This window comes from Bacillus sp. MBGLi79, from assembly GCF_002953915.1.
Map to the genome: position 1 here is coordinate 2,735,123 of NZ_CP026521.1, position 2,329 is coordinate 2,737,451.

The 2,329-nt window shown below is 46.9% G+C and carries 2 protein-coding genes and 1 pseudogene; all 3 read right to left on the bottom strand.

Annotated features, from left to right (window positions below; genetic code table 11):
• Positions 1 to 1,304: chorismate-binding protein (locus C1T29_RS13730; RefSeq protein ID WP_208945459.1), on the bottom strand; the 1,304-nt coding region annotated here is incomplete at its 3' end.
• A gap of 247 nt (positions 1,305 to 1,551) precedes the next feature.
• Positions 1,552 to 1,935, bottom strand: coding sequence for a chorismate mutase (aroH, locus tag C1T29_RS13735; RefSeq protein WP_023857449.1), 384 nt, complete (start codon positions 1,933 to 1,935; stop codon positions 1,552 to 1,554).
• A pseudogene (locus C1T29_RS13740) lies at positions 1,932 to 2,329 on the bottom strand (3-dehydroquinate synthase); the annotation flags it as partial. The pseudogene C1T29_RS13740 and the gene aroH, both read right to left, overlap by 4 nt.

Here is a 2,329-nt window from a genome sequence, read left to right on the forward strand (position 1 = left end):
ATGCATCCCGCATATGTTTCCCTCGGTTCGGGCTCAAGTTCATTTAAAAGCTGAATCGCGCGGATTTTCGGAGCGCCGGTCAAAGTTCCGGCCGGAAATGCGCTCATTAAAGCGTCTACCGGATGAACGCCCGCTTTTAACGAGCCGGTTACGATCGAAATGATGTGCATGACGTGTGAAAAGGAAACGATTTTCGTAAACTCGGGCACTTGGACAGATCCGTACTCAGCTACTCTGCCGATATCATTTCTCGCCAAATCGACGAGCATGTAGTGCTCCGCTTTTTCTTTCTCATCAGCTAAAAGATCTTTTTCGAGCCGCTTATCTTCAGCCTGATCACCGCCTCTTTTCCTCGTGCCGGCAATCGGATGAATTTCAAGATGACCGTTTTGAACATGGATCAGGCGTTCAGGCGAGCTTCCGACGAGATCGCGGTCAGGAAGCTTCATGTAGTACATGTACGGGGACGGGTTGACCATTCTCAGCACTCTGTATAACTCAAAAGAACTGACCTTCACCGGAATATCGAACCTTTGCGAAAGGACGCCTTGAAAAATGTCTCCCGCTTTAATGTACTCTTTCAAGCGATTAACATCGGCCAAAAACCGGGATTTCTCATATGTTGATTGAACCCCTTTAAAGCTGGGGGCCGTGTGCCGTCCTTGCGGGAGAAACAGCTCTTTCGTCGTTTTCCGGCCTGACAGCCTTTGTGTAAGCTGTTTGAGCTCTTCTTTCCCCTTTTTAAAAATGCGCTGTTTCTCCTCCCTTGTTTCACTGCCTTCAAGCCTTGCATAGTGGATGAAATGCAGCTTTTTCAGCTCGTGATCATAGGCGATCATCGTCCGGCAGACAAACAGGAGGCATTTTTCCATCTCCGTTTCTTTGCTGTGCCCTTTGACGGACGGTTCAATGAGCGGCATTAAATCATAGCTTAAATAGCCGACCGCTCCCCCTGTAAACGGGATGTCGAGCTCAGGCGCTTTGATCGAATATGTCTCCGACATCCATTCGAGAATTTCTTTTAACTGTGAAGCTGAATATAGCTTTTTCTGCTTTTGATCGCAGGCGTGAAACCGGCCGCATTCTTCTTTGATCGTCAAAAAGGGGTCCAGACCGATGAAAGAATATCTTGACCATGCAGAGGTTTCATCCTGGCTTTCCAGCAAATACACGATGTTTTCCTGCAGCTTCTCGACCAATTGAACGGGCGTCAGCGTATCGACGGAAAAACTCTCAATTATCGGTATTGTTTTAAAGTGTGAAGTATCCTCTGAAAAAGAGGCAAAATCGGTTTGCAGACTCAACAATCTCTCACTCCTTATTCAGGCGGAGAGAATGAGAAGAAGGCCTTTAGAGGACAAATGATTGAATTGAAGAGGGGAAAACGAAACAAACCCAAAAGAACAGCGTCTTTTGGGTAGAATGAATAAACGTTTTGTCTCAACTCAGCTCATCTCAGCTCATTCTCAATCTACCCTAGTCTCATACTCAGCTTTTCTAAACTAAAACCCCATACACACTCCTGTGTATTTCAAGGTTTCTACAATCGTATTACAATTCAGTATTTTTTGTCAATGACAAATCAGGTCTGAGCGTTACGGCATTTTCTAAATAAACGTGGCGGACTTCATCCTGCCGCATATCCGTCTGAACCGTCATCATCACTCTGATGCATTTTTTAAGGGCGTGTTCAACATCCATTTCCTGCATGCACATGACGGGCACATGCTGCCAGCCGTCAAACGTTCTGACGACCTTTGCGGGAAAAGCAGCGTGAATATCGGAAGTGGCAGAAATGAAGATCTGCACGACTTGCTCAGGTTTGAGTTGATTTTCATCGATCATTTTTCCGATCAGCTGCTTCGTCCGCTCCGTAATGTCTTTTTCTGTATCCTGGTCAACTGTCGTCGCTCCCCGAATTCCGCGCATCATCATTTGCCTCCCTCCAATCTCCACATATTCAGCCATCGTTCAATTTCATCGGCTTTAAAGGAGTGCAGCCGCACACTGCCGATCTTATCCAGCAGAACAAACTGAATGATGCCTCCGCGTGTTTTTTTATCGTTCATCATTCGATTGATGAGAGCTTCTGTTGAAACTTCGCGTTTTACGCTTTCCGGATAGCCGAGATTTTTCAGCCAGGCGGCGATTTTTGTGCGGTCAACAGGACAATTCAACACCTTCTCGCTGACAAACAAAGCAAATTGCATGCCTAAAGCGACAGCGTCGCCATGGGTCATCTCTCCGTAGCCGTATTCGGCTTCAACGGCGTGGCCAAGCGTGTGCCCAAAATTCAGATAGGCCCTGATTCCCTGTTCGCGCTCGTCTT